Genomic DNA, 16,778 nt, shown 5'->3' on the forward strand with positions numbered 1-16,778 from the left:
CATGAAGGTTGCCAGCCTATCAATGCTTGAGTCAGCTGCAAGAAAAAAACAGGCATTTCATTGGCGATAGAAATAATGAAGAGCTATTTTTTACTCTCCGAAATGCTACCTCGTCAGCAGAGTCCAGGTTAAGTCACTTTCCAGTACGGTTTGATCGGTGATGCGGCTAAACGCATTGTCATCCAGCACAGGTGATAGCGTGACCCGGAAATTCATCTGCTGGCCTGAAGGCACCTGATTATTATCAACCGCAATAACCGCTTCATTATTACGCACATAAAACGGCGAAGGCGTGCCGCTTTGCGGAGTAAAACCGAGCTGATCGACCGTTTTGCCGACGGTGTAATTTTTACCGTCGATGGTCATATCATCGATTTTAACCGCCATCCCGCCAGACTGGCCGAATGTGAAGCGCCCTTTATCGCCTGCCGTCCCCTGTAACAACACCGCCATTTGCTGCGGCTGCGGGCAGTAAACATTAACGTTGAGGGTACGGTCCGCCATTTTGTGCCAGTTCTGCTGGGTTTTATCGATATTATCTCGACGCATTTCATGGTAATCCACCACCGGCTGCGAAAGCGATATTTGGCAATCTTCCGCATTTGCAGTCGCCACGAAGAAAAGTATCCCCAGCGCTGTTAATCCTACTGTTTGTTGATAATTCATCGGCATACTCCGTTTACTTCTTCATAGAAGGCGTCTTCATTGCGTTTCTCAGGAAGAGCGAAATCGAGTTTGCACAAACGATTGTTGTTGGCGTCCATGGCGTACAGCGCCGGTAACTGATCCGCATCGTTGATAAAGACATGACCATCATCAACGACCGTCACAATGTAGTTGCCCTTCTCATCCACGATTGCCAGCCCTTTTCTCAGCGGCTGACCATCGGTTTGCTTCATACGCAGCATCACACGTCGGCTGTTCAGCACCTTGAAGTCAAGCTCGCTGACTGAAGCGTGACCTGCGGCGATATATCGGGTGCCGTTTGCCAGCGTCATATTCTGCGGCAGCTTGTTGGCATCCACTTCTATACGCGAATTGCGCCACTCGTTTAGCGAAGGTACAACCGCCTGTCCCCAGGCATCGGTCCAGACCGTACCCTGTGGCGTAGCGATTTCTACCCCGCTTTTCTTCTCGCTCAGTCTGGCAATCGCAAAGGTATCGCGAATCGCATACGGCGAGAACGTCACGCCATTTTTGTGCATAGCGATGCCGCCCGCCAGGGTGGCGTTATAGTTACGCTGGTGATCACCGTTGCTGCCACCACCCACGCTCAGCTGGGTATAATGCAGGTTGGTGTTAAGGTTACCGTTGAAGCTATTATCGCTGGACGACTGGTCACGATCGGCGGCGATATAGTAGTGTGTGTTTTCGCCCAGCGAACCGCTGTTGGCCACACCGTAAGTGGTATTGTCGCCCTGCTTGCGCATGTAAGTGCTGACAGACTGCCCCGGACTCAGCGGAATGCTGACGTTGATGTACAGCATTTCATCATCCTGGTCGTCATCGACGTTGCCCACAGCGCTTTGCCAGTTGGCGGTAACGCTGGCATATTTAAATGTCTTACCCCACGACAGAAGCAGATAGCGGGAATCCTCAGAGTTCCCGCTGCTCTGGTTATAGTTGAAGCCTGCTGAGAAAACGCCTGCCAGACCGGATGAGAAACGTATGCTGCCGGAGTAGGCGTTATCGTACCCCTGATAGTCATCGTCCATCGCTTCTGCCATCTCACGGTAGCCGCCGCTGTAGTGCGTCGCGCTGGTGGAAAGCGATACATGGGAGGAAAGCGTAAGATCGCTTCCTAGCTCGGTTTTAAGTCCACTGTTGCTGTCACCAAACGACTCTTTGCTTGCCGCAACCGTCGTGGAAACAGACCAAAGATCGCTGATAAGAAAATCGGTACGACCGCCAGCTGCCTGGTAATCTTGAGCGGCAGTACCGGAGGCCAGAAGGTTCATCCACGGGAAAATGCGCCAGCCGTCGGAAACGTTCATCACCAGCGGATCGCTGTAGTCGCTATCGATGCTGCGTACCTGACCGGCAGACACGGTAAGCCCCTGCGGGCGAGAAAGATTTCGCTGCTTCACTGCGGCAGCAGGAACAATAAAGTGATTCGTGGAGCCGTCCGACTCTACGACGGAAACGTCTAAATCGACGTTGTTACGCGCAACCGGCACGTCATCCAGCGTAAATGGTCCCGCGGGCACGAGCGTACTGAAGATCAGCTGATTGTTCTGGCGAATCTCCACGCGAGCCTGGGAGGAACGGGCAATGCCTGACACGCTGACGCCGCTGCCGTCTTTTGTCAGCCCACTAGTCGGCATAAGCTGGATACCGGTAATGGGTATGCCGCTCAGCACATTAGACATGGCATTAATTTCACCGACCTGCATGGTTAACTTCTGCGGGACAAAAACATGCTCTGCGTAGGTGTAAATGCTGTCGGCATTTTTCTTGCCATTGTCATCCGTCAGGATGTAATTACTGCGAAGCGACCAGTCAAATGCGTTAAAACCCGCTTCCAGATTGGCCTGCGAATAGCGGGTTTTGTCGCTACCGCCATATTCGTTACGGGTGCTGAAAAGCGAATAGTTGAGCATCCCGGCGGCACCGCCGTGCTGGAAGTTTCGGATATCCGACGACAGGCTGTTTACCGCTTCAGGCGGCAGATACAACTCAACGGCTTCCTGGTTTGGCAACGCGTTGATCACCGCTTTCGGGTAGTCGTCGCGGATGTTGTGGCACGCCTCGCCAGCCTTCAGGGGAACTGGCATGAGGCCTGCGAAATCAAGCAGATCGTTATCAAAACACAGCACGCCGTCCTTATTGAAACGGACGGCGGCCATTCCGCGATCTTCACCATTCACTTTAACGTTCACGGAATGGGTTCCGGGCAGAAAACGCGGTGCTTCAGCGAAATAATGGTTCAAGTCGCTCGATAACCCCAGCGTTTTCATTACCCCCGTATCAAACGTCACTTCCCTTGCGAGTACGGAGGCGGAGTCAAACATCATCAGAGGCAAGGTGCCGCAGAGAACTGCGCGGACACAAAGTGCAATACGGCTTTTTTTATTCACCGTTTGATCCCTATATTATTTATTTAATTCTGAGGTAAAACTCGGCACTTCAATGCCATAACGGCTGGCTGGGAAAAACTTAACGTGGCTATCACCGCTGCTCGTTTTGTTCAACGCAGCCGTCATCGTCTCACCTGGCAGAAGGTAAGTTTTGGAAAGCGTGGCGTTTGCGCCTGAAGGTTGTAATACGACTTTTTGTGCCAGACGAACAACGTACTTACTTGGGTTGGTTACTTTTACAGAAGATCCGACCGTAGACCATTTGAGATATTTCCACGCATCCGTCACGACCCCCAGCGTAGCCGGGCGTATTAGCACTGGAATATCCTGGCGAATATTAATGCCAATTTTAATTTTTTTATCGTCATTTTTTGGTGGAATACCGTCAAATGTGACGCGTTTGAAATGCTCAACATCCAGCGGCTGCTTGCTTTGCAAAATAAAACGAAGCTGCTGCGTTTGGCCCGGCTCAAGGCGAACCACAGGCTGCGTGACGATCAACTTAAGCCCCTGGTCGTCCGGCAGGTCTACAACGTTCGTATATAATAAGGATGGGTGTGAATCCGTATTTTTTACGTTAATGGTACCGCTGTGTGTGGCTTCATCAATAATTAGCAGGCTGGTTTCTGGCACCATACCTTCTGCATGCACCACAAAATTGGCGGAAAATAAAGCGACAGTAAAAAGTGTTTTAAATATATTCGACCTTATGCATTGCATAATATTATCTCCTTGATAGCCCAACAGAACATTCCATGTTTATCGTGCTGTTAAAAAGAGAGTAAATGCAGAACATTCACTCTCTGGATTATTTTAAAATTACTTTTACTCAATAAAGTCTTACAGATAACGCAGGCTGATGGTCAACTGACCGTCAAGCTGAGTATCGTCCGTAATCGCCAGAGTTGTGGTGTCTTGAAGAGCCAGTGAAGTTGCCAGCGGGAAGGTCGCGGTCTGGAAGGCCAGCGGATCCAGAGAACCTGCAGACGCAACGGTGAAGTCACGAATATGGCTGCCCTGAGAAGAACCGTTGGTGGATTTGGTCCAGGTACCCGTCGCGTTCTGCTGATAGATTGGATCTACCGCAGCACCATCAGCCGTTACGCTGTCTACTTTAACTAGCAGAGCGTAAGAGCCAATGTTAACGCCACCCGCGGTTTTGCCCACACCGTAAGTTTGGCTAGCGCCTTTAATAATACCACCACCAAACATACCGTTTTCTACGGTCAGACCCGCGTTAGTATCAGCGCGATCGTCAACCATATTCCAGGACACTTTTGTTGCTGCGGTGCAGTTAATGGTCAGATCGATATTCTTCTGTCCCAACTGGTTGACAGCAGAAGCGTTCAGACTGCCCAAATTAATTGTACCGTAGTCAACAGTACCGCCGTTGCTTAATACTGGCGTACATGCTGCATTCGTCAGCGTACCTTTAACCTTCAGTACAGCTGAAGGGTCTGCAGCAAATGCTGAAGTCACACACAGAGAAAGCGCAGTAGCGAGTAAAACTTTTTTCACTTGTTAATCCTTAACATATGAGTAATTGCAATATTTAACCCAGTAATGATAAATACCTTTACCAGTTACTGATTGTCGTCATGCTTGTCAGCATGTGCACATAGTATTGTTTTTATAAATACATGCAATTTAGCAAAATTAACTATTCTATTAAGGATAACCACAAAATGATTTTTTCCTTATTTTATTAAGGAATTACCCAATCAAAAAAGAGATCAACATCAAAAAAATAATATTACTCAGAATTCCTCTTTACTTTTCTCATCGTTTTGATATTAGTTCACACCTCATTTATTCATGGAGTTTATAAATCTATTTAATTATTAATCAAGCAATGAAGAAACAAGAGATATAAACAATGCTTATTTAAAAATATTACAACGGTAGATTGATATAGAAATAAAAAAAGCCAGTGATATCACTGGCTTTTTACAAACGGCGCAAGCGGATTTATTTCACAACGCGTAGCGCTGGGCGACCACCGCGCGGAGGCGGATCGTCATCAGGGTCATTGTCATCTTGATGATCGGGTTTGTCGCCATCGATAATTGACATCACCGTGTCGCTTTCACGCTCATCAGATGCGTTGTCATCATTCAGGCTGGCAACGTCTTCATCATATGCCGCTTCCGGCTCGAACATGGTACCCGCACCGTTTTCACGCGCGTAGATAGCCAGCACAGCAGCCAGCGGTACGGAAACCTGGCGCGGTACGCCGCCGAAACGCGCGTTGAAGCGCACTTCATCGTTTGCCAGCTCCAGGTTACCCACCGCGCGCGGGGCGATGTTCAGTACAATCTGTCCGTCACGTGCGTATTCCATTGGAACCAGCACGCCCGGCAACGTCACATCCACAACCAGGTGCGGCGTGAGCTGGTTATCCAGCAGCCATTCATAGAAGGCGCGCAGCAGATACGGACGGCGTGGGGTAAGTTGTGACATTTCCACAGTCATTAGCCTCGGCCGAGACGCATTTCACGTTCCGGTTCAGTTAAAGATGCCAGGAAAGAGTCGCGCTCAAAGACGCGAGTCATGTAGCCCTTCAGCTCTTTCGCGCCAGGACCGCTGAACTCTACGCCCAGGATTGGCAGACGCCACAGCAGCGGTGCCAGGTAGCAATCCACCAGGCTGAATTCATCGCTCAGGAAGAACGGTTTCTGACCAAACACCGGGGCGATTGCCAGCAGCTCTTCACGCAGTTGCTTACGCGCAGCGTCAGCTTCGGCAGCGGATCCGCTGGTAATCACGTTCATCAGCGAATACCAGTCTTTTTCGATACGCTGCATGTACAGGCGGCTTTCACCACGCGCAACAGGGTAAACAGGCATCAGCGGCGGATGCGGGAAACGCTCATCCAGGTATTCCATAATGATACGGGATTCCCACAGGGTCAGCTCGCGATCCACCAGCGTCGGTACGCTTTGGCTCGGGTTGAGATCGATCAGATCCTGAGGCGGGTTATCCTTTTCCACATGCTCGATCTCAAAACTGACACCCTTCTCGGCCAGCACGATACGAACCTGATGGCTATAAATGTCAGTAGGACCAGAAAACAGCGTCATTACCGAACGTTTGTTGGCAGCGACAGCCATGAAAACCTCCAGGTATATTCAGAATTTTTACTGCTACCAGCCCAACAGGGGCCAGCCAGATGTTGTATCGCCCATCCCAGAGAAGACACATTGTTCAAGAATCGAACAAAAATCGAGTATTCACCGATATTTGGGCAGAAAATTGGATGATAGTTTACCAGATTTTGATGGCTTTGTGGTGAGGGGATTCTGGAAATGTGGAAAAAGAGAAGATATATGCATGGATATTGTGGATAACCTGCGCATTATCCATAAAAAAACCCGCCGAAGCGGGTTTTTCGCCAATCGTTCTGCGTAAGCAGAATGGATTAACGTTTGGAGAACTGTGGACGACGACGTGCTTTACGCAGACCCACTTTCTTACGTTCAACCTGACGCGCGTCACGAGTAACGAAGCCAGCTTTACGCAGTTCAGAACGCAGGGATTCGTCGTACTCCATCAGAGCGCGGGTGATACCGTGACGGATCGCACCTGCCTGACCGGAGATACCACCACCTTTAACGGTGATGTACAGATCCAGTTTTTCTACCATATCAACCAGTTCCAGCGGCTGGCGAACTACCATGCGGGCAGTTTCGCGACCGAAGTACTGTTCCAGAGAACGCTGGTTGATTACGATTTTACCACTGCCCGGTTTGATGAAAACGCGAGCTGCGGAACTTTTGCGGCGACCAGTGCCGTAGTATTGATTTTCAGCCATTGCCTATAATCCCGATTAGATGTCAAGAACTTGCGGTTGCTGTGCCGCGTGGTTGTGCTCGTTGCCTGCGTAAACTTTCAGTTTACGGAACATAGCACGACCCAGCGGGCCTTTTGGCAGCATGCCTTTAACCGCGATTTCAATCACACGCTCAGGACGGCGGGCAATCATCTCTTCAAAGGTCGCTTCTTTGATACCACCGATGTGGCCGGTGTGGTGGTAGTACATTTTGTCAGTACGCTTGTTGCCGGTAACAGCAACTTTGTCAGCGTTCAGAACGATGATGTAATCACCGGTATCAACGTGCGGAGTGTATTCCGCTTTGTGCTTACCGCGCAGGCGACGAGCCAGTTCAGTAGCCAGACGGCCCAGAGTTTTACCGGTCGCGTCAACAACATACCAGTCGCGCTGTACGGTTTCTGGTTTAGCTGTAAAAGTTTTCATTAAAAGCTTACCCAAATAATAAGTTACACGTTGGTGAACACCCAAACGTTTAGTCAGTTGAGGTTCACACGACAAAGTCCGGCAAACCTACCCCTTCGAATAGCACATGCCGACACATAGAAAGTTTCGGGAAAAAAACCTTCTCGTAACGTGGGGTCGCAAGATTATAGAGAAGTTGAGGTCAAAGATCGACCCTTAAATGTGATTCAAATCGGGTTTTTCGAGGCGGTGGAAAATGCCGGGTGGCGGCTGCGCCTCACCCGGCCTACAAGTCCCCCGTCACAGGGAGAGGGTGGCATTTATGGCATATGCTCCAGCTTCAGGTATTCCTCGCTCTGCATCTCCTGCAGGCGAGACAGGCAGCGCTGGAACTCAAACTTTAGCCGCTCCCCCTGGTAGATCTCATATAAAGGAACCTCGGCGCTAATCACCAGCTTAACGTGGCGCTCGTAAAACTCGTCCACCATCGCGATGAAGCGCCGCGCCTCGCTCTCCATCAGCCGCGTCATCACCGGCACATCCAGCACCATCACGGTGTGGAACAGACGTGAAAGCGCAATGTAGTCGTGCTGGCTGCGGGCATCAACGCACAGCGTCGTAAAGGAGACCGCCAGCGTTTGGTTTTCAACGCCGAGCGTTGGCAGCGGGCGATGGTTAATCTCGAGTTCCGGGGCGTTCTCGCGTTTTGCCCCCGCCAGCGCCAGCCAGAGTTTATCCATCTCGCGGGTGGTCTCTGCATTTAACGGCGAGAGCCACAGGTGCGCCTGGGTTAAGGTGCGCAGGCGATAATCGACACCGGCATCAACGTTCATAATGTCACAATGCTGCTTAATGGCGTCGATGGCAGGCAGGAAGCGTGCCCGCTGCAGGCCGTTGCGGTAAAGCTCATCCGGCGGAATATTCGACGTGGCCACCAGCGTGATCCCGCGGGCAAAAAGCGCTTTCATCAGGCCGCCTAACAGCATGGCATCGGTGATGTCAGACACAAAAAATTCATCGAAGCAGAGCACGTCCGTTTCCGCCTTGAACCTGTCGGCCACAATCTCCAGCGGATCGCTTTTACCCTGCAGCGCAGTCAGCTCTTCATGCACACGCAGCATAAAGCGGTGGAAGTGCAGACGCTGTTTACGCGCCCCCGGCAGGCTCTGGTAGAACATGTCCATCAGCCAGGTTTTTCCGCGACCGACCCCGCCCCACATATATAGACCGCGCACCGGCGCGTGGGCCTGTGGCGTTTTTTTTCCAAGCAACCGTCCAAATGCCGCCTTTAGCCCACCATTCTGTTCGGTTTCAGCGGGTTTGGCCGTGAGTTCCTGATAAATCATCTCCAGACGACTTACCGCCTCACGCTGTACGTCATCCGGCTGATGAGTGCCCTCGTTTAGGGCCAGTTGATATCGCGATGCAGGGGACAGGTTTTGCATAATCTTATTGTTATTCCTTCAATTAACGCTCACCAGCAGACGTGACTGATGAAAAAAAGGCCGTTCTACACTACGCGATGATACGTCAGGATTCCACTTCTACGGAAATAGCGGTTATAGTGGCATTATCAGGCACAGGCAGGAGCCGAGCCAACACCCTACGGAACAACAAGACAACGGGAGAAGTTCATGACCTGGGAATATGCGCTAATCGGTTTAGTCGTCGGCATCGTCATCGGTGCTGTGGCCATGCGTTTCGGTAATCGCAAATTGCGTCAGCAGCAGTCACTGCAGTACGAACTGGAAAAGAACAAAGCCGAGCTGGAAGAGTATCGTGAAGAGCTGGTCAGCCATTTTGCCCGTAGCGCCGAGCTGCTGGACAACATGGCGACCGACTATCGTCAGCTGTATCAGCATATGGCAAAAAGCTCCAGCAGCCTGCTGCCGGAAATGACGGCGGAAACCAATCCGTTCCGCAACCGTCTGGCAGACTCTGAAGCCGGTAACGACCAGGCGCCTGTTCAGATGCCTCGCGACTATTCAGACGGCGCGTCCGGCCTGCTGCGCGGCGGTGTAAAACGCGATTAATCGCACAACCTGAATTTATTTTACGGGCGCAGCGATTGCGCCCGTCCTTTCTTCCTGACCCCAGCTATCATTTAGTTAAACACCTCATTGTTCAGCGGTTTAAAATTCAATAACATCAACGTGTTTTTGGGGCCGTTTTTCCTTTATTCCAGGTTACGAGAGTCAACATCGATGAAGAAAAAAAACCAGCTGTTGAGCGCTATCGCGTTAAGTGTCGGGTTATCTCTCTCGGCGTCCGTCCCTGTATTTGCCGCCCTTCCCTCCCAGGTGCCTGGCCAGGCGGCCATTCCAAGCCTCGCACCCATGCTGGAAAAAGTGTTGCCTGCGGTGGTCAGCGTTCAGGTTGAGGGCACTGCGGTACAAAGCCAACGCGTCCCTGAAGAACTGAAAAAATATTTTGGCGATGAGTCTCCCGACCAGCAGGCCCAGCCTTTTGAAGGCCTGGGTTCCGGCGTCATTATTGATGCGGCAAAAGGCTACATTCTGACTAACAATCACGTCATCAGCCAGGCCGATAAAATCAGCGTCCAGCTAAACGATGGCCGCGAATTTGATGCCAAACTGATTGGCGGTGATGACCAGAGCGACATTGCGCTGTTGCAGGTACAAAACCCGAGTAACCTGACCCAGATTGCCATCGCGGACTCCGACAAACTGCGCGTCGGTGATTTTGCCGTCGCCGTGGGTAACCCCTTTGGCTTAGGGCAAACCGCCACTTCCGGGATCGTCTCCGCGCTGGGACGCAGCGGCCTCAATCTGGAAGGGCTGGAAAACTTTATCCAGACCGATGCCTCAATCAACCGCGGGAACTCCGGCGGGGCATTGCTTAACCTTAACGGTGAGCTGATTGGGATCAACACAGCCATTCTGGCCCCGGGTGGCGGCAGCATCGGGATCGGTTTTGCGATTCCCAGCAATATGGCCAAAACCCTGGCGCAGCAGCTCATTCAGTTCGGCGAAATCAAACGCGGGCTGCTGGGTATTAAAGGTATGGAGATGAGCGCCGATATCGCCAAAGCGTTCAACATCAACGTACAGCGCGGGGCGTTTGTCAGTGAAGTGCTGCCTAATTCCGGCTCGGCAAAAGCAGGTATCAAATCGGGCGATGTGATCGTCAGCCTCAACGACAAGCCGCTGAGCAGCTTTGCCGAGCTGCGCTCGCGGATAGCGACCACCGAACCCGGCGCCAAAGTGAAGCTGGGTCTGATCCGTGACGGTAAGCCGCTGGACGTTGAAGTGACGCTGGATAAGAGCACCTCCTCCTCTGCCAGTGCGGAGCTGATCGCCCCGGCGCTGCAGGGTGCGACGCTGAGCGATGGACAGCTGAAAGACGGTACGAAAGGCATTCGCATCGACACCGTTGAGAAGAGCAGCCCTGCCGCACAGGCCGGATTGCATCAGGAAGATGTGATCATTGGGGTAAACCGCAATCGCGTGCAGTCCATTGCCGAACTGCGCAAGGTGATGGAGAGTAAACCGGCGGTTATTGCCCTGCAGGTCATGCGCGGCAATGAGTCTATCTATATTCTGTTGCGCTAAGCATTTGCGACCCGGACATCACCGCTGCGTGTGATGTCCGGATAACTCATGTTATGCTGCAAATCGTTCCTTTTTTAACGACACGCGCATCATGCTTTTAAAGCTCTTACGTTCTATTGTCATCGGTTTGATTGTCGCTGGCCTGCTGCTGCTGGCGCTGCCGTCTTTACGTCAGTTCAATAAACTGTCGGCCCCTCAGTTCGATAGCACGGATGAAACGCCGGCCACCTATAACCAGGCCGTTCGCCGTGCCGCACCTGCCGTAGTTAACGTCTATAACCGTGGCCTGAATACCTCAGCCCATAACCAGCTGGAGATCCGCACTCTCGGCTCCGGGGTAATCATGGACGAGCGCGGCTACATTATTACCAACAAGCACGTGATAAACGATGCCGACCAGATCATCGTCGCCCTGCAGGATGGCCGCGTGTTTGAGGCATTACTCGTTGGCTCTGACAGCCTGACTGACCTCGCCGTCCTGAAGATTAACGCCACGGGCGGTTTGCCGGTCATCCCGATCAACCGTAAACGTACCCCGCATATTGGTGACGTCGTCCTGGCGATTGGTAACCCTTACAACCTGGGCCAGACCATCACCCAGGGGATTATCAGCGCGACCGGGCGTATTGGCCTCAACCCATCCGGGCGGCAGAACTTCCTGCAAACCGATGCCTCCATCAACCACGGTAACTCCGGCGGTGCGCTGGTCAACTCGCTGGGCGAACTGGTGGGCATCAACACCCTCTCGTTCGATAAGAGTAACGACGGCGAGACGCCGGAAGGGATCGGCTTTGCCATTCCGTTCCAGCTGGCGACCAAAATTATGGATAAGCTGATCCGCGACGGACGCGTGATCCGCGGCTATATCGGTATCGGTGGCCGTGAAATTGCGCCGATGCATACCCAGGGTGGCGGGATCGATCAGATCCAGGGCATCGTGGTGAACGAGGTGGCGCCAGGGGGGCCGGCGGCCAACGCGGGGATTCAGGTCAATGACGTCATTGTGTCGGTCAACGGCACGCCGGCGGTTTCTGCGCTGGAGACGATGGACCAGGTGGCAGAAATTCGCCCGGGCTCTATCATCCCTGTTGAAGTCATGCGCAACGATAAGAAACTGACGCTGCAGGTCACCATTCAGGAATACCCGGCAACGAACTGACAGGCATAAAAAAACGGAGCGATAAGCTCCGTTTTTTTGCCGGGAGACGGTTCGTATTACTTGTTAACGAACTCTTCGCCCAGGGTGATATCTTTCTTCAGCGTATCCAGCATGCCTTCCATCGCGTGTTGTTCAAACGCGCTCAGCGTACCAATGGATTTACGCTCTTCGATACCATTTTTGCCCAGCAGCAGCGGCTGAGAGAAGAAGCGAGCGTGTTCGCCATCGCCTTCAACGTAGGCGCATTCAACAACGCCTTTCTCGCCCTGCAGGGCGCGAACCAGTGACAGACCGAAACGTGCAGCCGCCTGGCCCATAGACAGGGTTGCAGAACCACCACCCGCCTTCGCTTCCACCACTTCGGTGCCCGCGTTCTGGATGCGTTTAGTCAGGTCAGCCACTTCCTGCTCGGTGAAGCTCACGCCTGGGATCTGCGACAGCAGAGGCAGGATGGTAACGCCAGAGTGACCGCCGATGACCGGCACTTCCACTTCTGTTGGCTGTTTGCCCTTCAGCTCAGCAACAAAGGTGTTGGAGCGAATAATATCCAGCGTGGTTACGCCGAACAGTTTGTTTTTGTCGTAAACACCTGCTTTCTTCAGCACTTCTGCCGCGATAGCAACGGTGGTGTTCACCGGGTTAGTGATGATACCGATGCACGCTTTCGGGCACACTTCAGCAATCTGCTGCACCAAGTTTTTCACGATGCCCGCGTTGACGTTGAACAGGTCTGAACGATCCATGCCTGGCTTACGCGCCACGCCTGCAGAAATCAGCACCACGTCGGCACCCTGCAGAGCAGGACGCGCATCTTCACCGGAGAAGCCTTTGATTTTTACAGCGGTAGGGATGTGGCTCAGGTCAACCGCCACGCCTGGGGTTACCGGAGCAATATCGTACAGGGAGAGTTCTGAGCCTGAAGGCAGTTGGGTTTTCAGTAGTAGGGCAAGCGCCTGGCCGATACCACCAGCAGCGCCGAGGACTGCGACTTTCATCCTAAACTCCTTATTATGGTTAACTTAAGTATCTGTAAATCCGTTGCGGCGACCATAATTCAGCAAGTGTTTAATTACAATTTTCGTAGCTAAAGAATTTGAGGTCGCGCGACTTTATCTCTCTTCAGAAGGCTATCTGACGACAGACGGCAACGAATTAAGAGGTGGTTACAATACACCCTGCCCCGCCACCAAAACAACATCATTTTGATAACATTTAATTTACTTTTAAGCTTATTTGCGCGGCGTGACCCAGGCATGTTTTCTGATAACGAATTCTGATAAAATCACTCCCTTTCATAACATTATTTCAGCCTGGCGCTGAGTAGATAATTTGCATAAAAATTCATCCACATGCATAATAATGTTGTTTCTATCGTCATATTCCGGGTGACTTATGCGAAGCTCGTCTAAGCAAGAAGAATTAGTAAAGGCGTTTAAAGCGCTACTTAAAGAAGAGAAATTCAGTTCTCAGGGAGAAATTGTTCAGGCGCTGCAGGAACAGGGCTTCGACAACATCAATCAGTCGAAGGTCTCCCGCATGTTAACGAAATTTGGCGCGGTACGTACCCGTAACGCCAAGATGGAGATGGTCTATTGCCTGCCGGCTGAACTTGGCGTGCCGACCACCTCCAGCCCGCTCAAGAATCTGGTTCTGGATATCGACTACAACGATGCCGTTGTGGTGATCCACACAAGCCCAGGTGCCGCACAGCTGATTGCCCGCATGCTGGACTCATTGGGTAAAACGGAAGGTATCCTCGGGACTATCGCCGGTGATGACACCATCTTTACCACGCCAGCCAGCGGTTTCTCCGTTAAAGATCTCCACGAAGCGATTCTGGTTCTGTTCGAACAGGAACTCTAATCCCCTTTCCCCGTGGCGCCGCTGCGGGGAACGTTCTGCTTCCACACCGTTTCCCCCTCTTTTTCACTGCCTCTGCCTTTGACAAATAGTGCTTTTTACCACCCATTAACATTCACCTAGTGAATGCTAAATCAAAAAATCGCACAAAAAATCAAAAGCTGATATCCATATGATTTCATTAGATATAACCAACTAAAATGTGCAAAAAACACCCAATATTATGCAATTTGGTTATAAAAAAAAGACTGGTTAACACGTAATAACAATAGAAACCATTAGTCTGGTATTAATTTTTTCCGTTATTAGTGTATACTTGATTTTGTGATGAGGGTCACGAAACAAGACCCCACTAAAAAATTCGACGAGGTAAAAATCATGAAAATCAAATCAACTGTAGCGGCGCTGAGCGTCCTGTCTGTCCTGTCATTCGGTGCCTTCGCGGCTGACGCTATCAATGCTGACCAGGCGCAATCCCGCCAGGCCATCGGTACGGTTTCTGTCGGCGCGGTCGGCACATCGCCAATGGACATGCATGAGATGCTGAACAAAAAAGCGGAAGAAAAGGGTGCGTCATCCTATCGCATCATCGAAGCGCGCTCTGGTGCACACTGGCACGCCACCGCTGAGCTGTACAAATAAGTTTGAGCAATAACTGAACACGTAAATCTCCACTCAACGGCACCAGGCATAAAAATAGCTTTTCAACCCTTCTCGCCGTTGAGCAAAAACCCTATTCAGGAGTAAAGACTATGAAAACCAAATTGATCATCGCAACCCTCGGTCTGGCATCTGTTCTCTCTTTCGGCGCAAGCGCAGCCGTACAGCAGGTGAATGCCGACCAGGCACAAAATCTGCAGCCTATGGGCAGCATCTCCGTGACGTCTGTTACCGGCTCTCCGATGGATATCCGTCACGAACTGGCTGCCAAAGCTGAAAAAGCAGGTGCCAGCAGCTATCGCGTCACCGAACTGAATCAGGGTGACCACTGGCATGCAACTGCAGAACTGTATAAATAAACCCTCGTCGTATCTCATCATACGACTTGCCCCTGGCCTGATGGTCAGGGGCTTTTTTCATTCAGTGCCGCGCGTTAAAACGCAGCTGCCCTTCCAGCTCTTCTTCCGCTTCATCGAACAGTAATATCAATGCGCCAAAACGTCTGCGCAGCTTATCGGGCAAATGGATGAACTCAATTTCCAGCGGTAGCGGCAGCAGGCTACCGGTCACCACGTCCCACAGCGTATCCAGATTTGTCACGCTTTCCCGTTCAAGATCAAACACCCGGATAAATTCACGGTAGAAGTCTTCCTGACTGTCGATCTCGTCAAAATCAAAGGTATAGGTTTTCATTGCCAGCCACCCAGTCCAGGCGAGCGGCAGATGCCGCCCTGTCTATTATAATCCCCCAATGTGAAGGGTTTTCACTTCCAGATACTCTTCCAGGCCCAGCACGGAGCCCTCACGACCCAGGCCTGACTCTTTTACGCCGCCAAAGGGCCCCAGCTCCGTGGAGACGGCACACTCGTTAATACCAATCATCCCGCTCTCGATCGCCTGCGAAACGCGGAAAACACGTGAGAGATTCTGGGTATAGAAGTAAGCCGCCAGACCGTAGGGTGTGTTGTTGGCACGCTGGATCACTTCATCTTCCGAGGTGAAACGGAAACACGCCGCAACCGGGCCAAACGTCTCTTCTTCTGCCAGCTTCATGCCTTCATGGCAGTCGCCCAGCACGGTTGGCATCCAGAAATTCCCGCCAAGCGGATGGGGCTTCCCCCCTGCCAGTACGGTTGCCCCCCGGGAGACGGCATCGTCGACATGCTCACGCACCTTGTCAACCGCAGCAGATTCAATCAGCGGTCCGACAACGACGCCCTCGTCAAGGCCATTCCCCACCTTGAGCGCCTTCACGGCATCGGCAAGTTTATTCACAAACTTGTCGTAGACGGTTTCCTGAATATAAAAACGGTTCACGCTGACGCAGACCTGCCCGGCATTGCGGAACTTGTTGGCAATCGCCCCCTTCACCGCCGCGTCGATATCTGCATCCTCAAAAACGATATACGGGGCATTTCCCCCCAGCTCCATCGAGACTTTTTTCATGGTTTCGGCAGCATTACGCACCAGCGTTTTGCCGACGGAGGTCGAGCCGGTAAAGGAGATTTTACGCACGTCTCGGCTTGCCATAATCGCATCGCTGATTTCATGGGTATTCCCGGCCACAGCGTTGAGCACGCCGTCGGGTACGCCGGCCTGTTTTGCCAGGGTGAGCAGCGCAAAGGCACTGAGCGGCGTGTTATTGGCCGGTTTGATCACTCCGGTGCACCCCGCAGCCAGCGCCGGGCCTAATTTGCGGGTGAGCATGGCCATTGGGAAGTTCCACGGCGTTATCGCCGCCACCACGCCTATGGGTTCGCGGGTCGCCAGAATGCGCGAGCCGGGTTTGATCGGCGGAATAATTTCACCGTTGGCGCGCTTGGCCTCTTCGGCAAACCACTGGATAAAGCTGGCAGCGTACTCCACCTCACCTTCCGCTTCTTTCAGCGGCTTGCCCTGCTCGGTGGTCATTAACTGCCCGAGCCAGCTTTTATTCTCAATAATCAGTTCGTACCAGCGATAAAGAATCGCCGAGCGCTCTTTCGCGGTTTTGGCACGCCAGGCCGGGAAGGCTTTGGTGGCCGCTGCGATAGCCTCTTCGGTTTGTGCTTTACCCGCTTTCGCGACTTTCGCGATGACTTCCCCGGTAGCGGGGTTAAGCACATCGAAGGTCGTGTCCAGCGTTTTCCAGATCCCGTTGACCAGATAACCGGTCTGAAAAAGGATGTGATCCTGAAGCGCCTGGGTCGTCATGTGTCCTCCCTTCCTGAAATGTA

General features: G+C 52.1%; 18 protein-coding genes. 6 read left to right on the forward strand and 12 right to left on the reverse strand.

Annotated features, from left to right (window positions below; all coding sequences use genetic code 11):
* Positions 1–105 precede the first annotated feature (105 nt).
* From ACVCAM_RS06475 to zapE, 9 genes are all read right to left on the reverse strand, one after another.
* On the reverse strand, positions 106–666 hold the full coding sequence (locus ACVCAM_RS06475; protein WP_023294675.1) for an outer membrane protein: 561 nt from the start codon (positions 664–666) through the stop codon (positions 106–108).
* Entirely contained in the window at positions 663–3,077 is a 2,415-nt protein-coding gene (locus tag ACVCAM_RS06480; protein ID WP_023326178.1) for a fimbrial biogenesis outer membrane usher protein, read from the reverse strand. Before ACVCAM_RS06480 ends, ACVCAM_RS06475 begins: the two co-directional genes overlap by 4 nt.
* Positions 3,078–3,092: 15 nt before the next feature.
* The gene (locus ACVCAM_RS06485; RefSeq protein WP_407223822.1) at positions 3,093–3,797 is read right to left on the reverse strand and encodes a fimbria/pilus chaperone family protein; all 705 of its coding nucleotides are present in this window, start codon (positions 3,795–3,797) and stop codon (positions 3,093–3,095) included.
* A 120-nt stretch (positions 3,798–3,917) separates the two neighbouring features.
* Positions 3,918–4,595, reverse strand: coding sequence for a DUF1120 domain-containing protein (locus ACVCAM_RS06490; protein ID WP_008502828.1), 678 nt, complete (start codon positions 4,593–4,595; stop codon positions 3,918–3,920).
* 450 nt (positions 4,596–5,045) lie between these two features.
* Positions 5,046–5,543, reverse strand: a complete 498-nt coding sequence (sspB, locus tag ACVCAM_RS06495; RefSeq protein WP_025912562.1) for a ClpXP protease specificity-enhancing factor — start codon at positions 5,541–5,543, stop codon at positions 5,046–5,048.
* A gap of 5 nt (positions 5,544–5,548) precedes the next feature.
* Positions 5,549–6,187 (reverse strand): stringent starvation protein SspA, encoded by a 639-nt coding sequence (sspA, locus tag ACVCAM_RS06500; protein ID WP_008502830.1) that lies wholly within the window; start codon positions 6,185–6,187, stop codon positions 5,549–5,551.
* Positions 6,188–6,495: 308 nt separating this feature from the next.
* Positions 6,496–6,888: a 30S ribosomal protein S9 gene (gene rpsI / locus ACVCAM_RS06505; protein WP_003860436.1), complete on the reverse strand. Its 393-nt coding sequence runs from the start codon at positions 6,886–6,888 to the stop codon at positions 6,496–6,498.
* A 15-nt stretch (positions 6,889–6,903) separates the two neighbouring features.
* Positions 6,904–7,332 (reverse strand): 50S ribosomal protein L13, encoded by a 429-nt coding sequence (gene rplM / locus ACVCAM_RS06510; RefSeq protein ID WP_003860434.1) that lies wholly within the window; start codon positions 7,330–7,332, stop codon positions 6,904–6,906.
* 299 nt (positions 7,333–7,631) lie between these two features.
* Positions 7,632–8,756 (reverse strand): cell division protein ZapE, encoded by a 1,125-nt coding sequence (gene zapE, locus ACVCAM_RS06515; protein WP_407223716.1) that lies wholly within the window; start codon positions 8,754–8,756, stop codon positions 7,632–7,634.
* Positions 8,757–8,945: 189 nt separating this feature from the next.
* Between zapE and zapG the strand changes: the two genes are divergently transcribed.
* The 3 genes from zapG to degS all read left to right on the forward strand — a co-directional run bounded on the left by zapG (position 8,946) and on the right by degS (position 12,042).
* A complete protein-coding gene (zapG, locus tag ACVCAM_RS06520) occupies positions 8,946–9,344 on the forward strand; it encodes a Z-ring associated protein ZapG (protein WP_008502832.1) in 399 nt (132 codons plus the stop codon).
* Between the two features lie 171 nt (positions 9,345–9,515).
* Entirely contained in the window at positions 9,516–10,883 is a 1,368-nt protein-coding gene (degQ, locus tag ACVCAM_RS06525; protein ID WP_021242281.1) for a serine endoprotease DegQ, read from the forward strand.
* A gap of 91 nt (positions 10,884–10,974) precedes the next feature.
* A complete protein-coding gene (gene degS / locus ACVCAM_RS06530) occupies positions 10,975–12,042 on the forward strand; it encodes an outer membrane-stress sensor serine endopeptidase DegS (RefSeq protein WP_447093554.1) in 1,068 nt (355 codons plus the stop codon).
* 56 nt (positions 12,043–12,098) lie between these two features.
* Here degS and mdh read toward each other — a convergent pair whose 3' ends face one another.
* On the reverse strand, positions 12,099–13,037 hold the full coding sequence (gene mdh / locus ACVCAM_RS06535; protein ID WP_008502835.1) for a malate dehydrogenase: 939 nt from the start codon (positions 13,035–13,037) through the stop codon (positions 12,099–12,101).
* 397 nt (positions 13,038–13,434) lie between these two features.
* Here mdh and argR point away from each other — a divergent pair, with 397 nt between their 5' ends.
* From argR to yhcN (ACVCAM_RS06550), 3 genes are all read left to right on the forward strand, one after another.
* Positions 13,435–13,905, forward strand: a complete 471-nt coding sequence (gene argR / locus ACVCAM_RS06540) for a transcriptional regulator ArgR (protein WP_008502836.1) — start codon at positions 13,435–13,437, stop codon at positions 13,903–13,905.
* Between the two features lie 375 nt (positions 13,906–14,280).
* Positions 14,281–14,544, forward strand: coding sequence for a peroxide/acid stress response protein YhcN (gene yhcN / locus ACVCAM_RS06545; RefSeq protein ID WP_008502837.1), 264 nt, complete (start codon positions 14,281–14,283; stop codon positions 14,542–14,544).
* Between the two features lie 110 nt (positions 14,545–14,654).
* A complete protein-coding gene (gene yhcN / locus ACVCAM_RS06550) occupies positions 14,655–14,921 on the forward strand; it encodes a peroxide/acid stress response protein YhcN (RefSeq protein ID WP_008502838.1) in 267 nt (88 codons plus the stop codon).
* A 61-nt stretch (positions 14,922–14,982) separates the two neighbouring features.
* On the opposite strand, the gene ACVCAM_RS06555 is transcribed toward yhcN (ACVCAM_RS06550), so the two are convergent.
* Entirely contained in the window at positions 14,983–15,255 is a 273-nt protein-coding gene (locus ACVCAM_RS06555) for a barstar family protein (protein WP_008502839.1), read from the reverse strand.
* 45 nt (positions 15,256–15,300) lie between these two features.
* Positions 15,301–16,755 (reverse strand): NAD-dependent succinate-semialdehyde dehydrogenase, encoded by a 1,455-nt coding sequence (locus ACVCAM_RS06560; protein WP_008502840.1) that lies wholly within the window; start codon positions 16,753–16,755, stop codon positions 15,301–15,303.
* Positions 16,756–16,778 lie beyond the last annotated feature (23 nt).

This window comes from Enterobacter sp. CFEC122 (genome assembly GCF_052983755.1).

Bases quoted from the DNA above. Each gene is read 5' to 3' on its own strand.
- ACVCAM_RS06560 (WP_008502840.1), bottom strand. From the start codon at position 16,755: ATGACGACCCAGGCGCTTCAGGATCACATCCTTTTTCAGACCGGTTAT.
- rplM (WP_003860434.1), bottom strand. From the start codon at position 7,332: ATGAAAACTTTTACAGCTAAACCAGAAACCGTACAGCGCGACTGGTAT.
- argR (WP_008502836.1), top strand. From the start codon at position 13,435: ATGCGAAGCTCGTCTAAGCAAGAAGAATTAGTAAAGGCGTTTAAAGCG.
- zapG (WP_008502832.1), top strand. From the start codon at position 8,946: ATGACCTGGGAATATGCGCTAATCGGTTTAGTCGTCGGCATCGTCATC.
- sspA (WP_008502830.1), bottom strand. From the start codon at position 6,187: ATGGCTGTCGCTGCCAACAAACGTTCGGTAATGACGCTGTTTTCTGGT.
- degS (WP_447093554.1), top strand. From the start codon at position 10,975: ATGCTTTTAAAGCTCTTACGTTCTATTGTCATCGGTTTGATTGTCGCT.
- yhcN (WP_008502837.1), top strand. From the start codon at position 14,281: ATGAAAATCAAATCAACTGTAGCGGCGCTGAGCGTCCTGTCTGTCCTG.
- yhcN (WP_008502838.1), top strand. From the start codon at position 14,655: ATGAAAACCAAATTGATCATCGCAACCCTCGGTCTGGCATCTGTTCTC.
- zapE (WP_407223716.1), bottom strand. From the start codon at position 8,756: ATGCAAAACCTGTCCCCTGCATCGCGATATCAACTGGCCCTAAACGAG.
- mdh (WP_008502835.1), bottom strand. From the start codon at position 13,037: ATGAAAGTCGCAGTCCTCGGCGCTGCTGGTGGTATCGGCCAGGCGCTT.
- ACVCAM_RS06475 (WP_023294675.1), bottom strand. From the start codon at position 666: ATGAATTATCAACAAACAGTAGGATTAACAGCGCTGGGGATACTTTTC.
- rpsI (WP_003860436.1), bottom strand. From the start codon at position 6,888: ATGGCTGAAAATCAATACTACGGCACTGGTCGCCGCAAAAGTTCCGCA.
- degQ (WP_021242281.1), top strand. From the start codon at position 9,516: ATGAAGAAAAAAAACCAGCTGTTGAGCGCTATCGCGTTAAGTGTCGGG.
- ACVCAM_RS06485 (WP_407223822.1), bottom strand. From the start codon at position 3,797: ATGCAATGCATAAGGTCGAATATATTTAAAACACTTTTTACTGTCGCT.
- ACVCAM_RS06555 (WP_008502839.1), bottom strand. From the start codon at position 15,255: ATGAAAACCTATACCTTTGATTTTGACGAGATCGACAGTCAGGAAGAC.